We start from the raw sequence: 2,333 nt of genomic DNA on the forward strand, positions 1-2,333 counted from the left end.
GGAGGCCGCCCCGGACGGCACGGTGCTGGACCTCGCCGGCCGGACCGACCTGCCCGGCCTGGCCGCCGTGCTGGACGCCGCCGCGTGCGTCGTCGTCGGCAACACCGGACCCGCGCACCTGGCCGCGGCCGTGGGCACCCCGGTGGTCTCCCTCTTCTCCCCGGTCGTGCCGCCCGAGCGCTGGGCGCCCTGGGGTGTGCCCGTCGTGCTGCTCGGGGACCAGGGCGCGGACTGCCGCGGCTCCCGCGCCCGCGACTGCCCCGTGCCCGGCCACCCGTGCCTGTCCTCCGTGTCCCCGGCGGCCGTGCTCGCGGCCGTCGAGGAGCTCGTGCACGGCGCTCCCGGGGCCCTCGCCACTGTTCCCGAACCGGAAGGAGGACCCGGGTGCGCATCCTGACCTGGCACGTCCACGGATCGTGGACGACATCGTTCGTGCACGGTCCCCACACCTATCTGCTGCCCGTCGTCGCCGACCGCGGCCCCGACGGCCGCGGCCGGGCCGAGACCTGGGACTGGCCGGCGGCCGCCGTCGAGTGCACGCCCGAGGAGCTGGCCGGCACCGCGTTCGACGTCGTCCTGCTGCAGCGGCCCCACGAGCTGGAGCTGCTCGAGCGGTGGACCGGACGCCGGGCGGGGAGCGACGTCCCGGCGGTCTACGTGGAGCACGACACCCCGCGCGGGCCCGCCGTGGCCACCCGCCACCCCCTGGCCGGGCGCTCCGACATCCCCGTGGTCCACGTGACGCACTTCAACCGGATGATGTGGGACAACGGGGACGCGCCCACCGAGGTCGTGGAGCACGGCGTCCTGGACCCCGGACCGCTCTACACGGGACGCACGGCCAGCCTGGCCGCCGTGGTCAACGAGCCCGTCCGGCGCGGGCGGATCGCGGGCACCGACCTGCTGACCGCGCTGGCCCGCGAGCTGCCGGTGGACGTGTACGGCATGGGGATGGACCAGCTCGCCGAGCACGCGCCCCACATGGCCGGGCGGCTGCACGAGAACTATCCTCAGGAGAAGCTGCACGCGGCGCTCGGCGAGCACCGGGCCTACTACCACCCCTACCGGTGGACGAGCCTGGGCCTGGCGCTGCTGGAGGCGATGACCATCGGGATGCCGGTGCTCGGGCTCTCGACCACCGAGGCGCCCCGGGCGGTCCCGCCCGGGGCGGGGCTGCTCTCCAACGACCCGGAGGCCCTTGCCGCCCGCGCCCGGCACTGGCTGGACGATCCCGGTGCGGCGGCCGCCGTGGGCGCCGCCGCCCGCGAGCACGCCCTGGAACACTACGGCGCGGACCGCTTCCTCGCGGAGTGGGACCGCATCCTGGAGAAGGTGACAGCATGAGAATCGCAATGGTCTCCGAGCACGCCAGCCCGCTGGCCGCGCTCGGCGGGGTCGACGCCGGGGGGCAGAACGTCTACGTGGCCGCCCTCGCGGCGGGTCTCGCCCGGCTGGGCCACGACGTCGTCGTGTACACCCGCCGCGACGACGCCCGGCTGCCCGACGTGGTCGAGCTCGCCCCCGGGGCGCACGTGGTCCACGTCCCGGCGGGGCCCCCGAGCCTCCTGCCCAAGGACGACCTCGCGCCGTACATGGACGAGTTCGGACGCTGGCTCGCCCGCGACTGGGCCCACCGCGGGGTCCCCGACCTCGTGCACGCCCACTTCTGGATGTCCGGGATCGCGGCCCGCCGCGCCGCGGAGACGATGCAGATCCCGGTGGTGCAGACCTTCCACGCGCTCGGGGCCGTCAAGCGCCGCCACCAGGGCGCGGCCGACACCAGCCCCACCGGCCGGCTCGCGGCCGAGAACGAGCTCGTCGCCGCGGCGGACCTCGTCCTGGCCACCTGCCGGGACGAACAGGCCGAGCTCCTGGCCCTCGGCGGGGACCCCGCACGGATCGACGTGGTCCCGTGCGGCGTGGACCTCGACGCCTTCGTCCCCGTGCCGCCGCCCGCCGGCGACCGGCGGCCCCGGATCGTGGCGCTCGGCCGGCTCGTGGAGCGCAAGGGCGTGGACGTCGTCGTGCGCGCCCTCGCCGAGCTGCCGGACGCGGAGCTCGTCGTGGCCGGCGGCCCCGCCCGCGCCGAGCTGGACCGGGACCCCGAGGCCCTGCGGCTGCGGGCGCTGGCCCGGGAGTTCGGCGTGGCCGAGCGCGTGGAGCTGCTCGGCCGCGTGGACCACGACGACGCCGCCGCGCTGCTCGCCACCGCGGACGTCGTGGCCTGCACCCCCTGGTACGAGCCGTTCGGCATGGTCCCGCTCGAGGCGATGGCGTGCGCCCGCCCCGTGGTGGGCAGCGCCGTGGGCGGGCTGCTCGACAGCATCGAGGAC

At 76.6% G+C, this 2,333-nt stretch carries 3 protein-coding genes; all 3 read left to right on the forward strand.

Annotated features, from left to right (window positions below):
• Positions 1-397: glycosyltransferase family 9 protein (locus CRM73_RS18955; protein WP_229588765.1), on the forward strand; the 397-nt coding region annotated here is incomplete at its 5' end.
• The gene (locus CRM73_RS18960) at positions 385-1,344 is read left to right on the forward strand and encodes a glycosyltransferase (RefSeq protein ID WP_176337730.1); all 960 of its coding nucleotides are present in this window, start codon (positions 385-387) and stop codon (positions 1,342-1,344) included. The genes CRM73_RS18955 and CRM73_RS18960, both read left to right, overlap by 13 nt.
• The coding region (locus tag CRM73_RS18965; RefSeq protein ID WP_229588766.1) for a glycosyltransferase at positions 1,341-2,333 on the forward strand (993 nt) is incomplete at its 3' end. The genes CRM73_RS18960 and CRM73_RS18965, both read left to right, overlap by 4 nt.

Source organism: Kocuria sp. CCUG 69068 (assembly GCF_020833785.1).
GTDB lineage: Bacteria > Actinomycetota > Actinomycetes > Actinomycetales > Micrococcaceae > Kocuria > Kocuria rosea.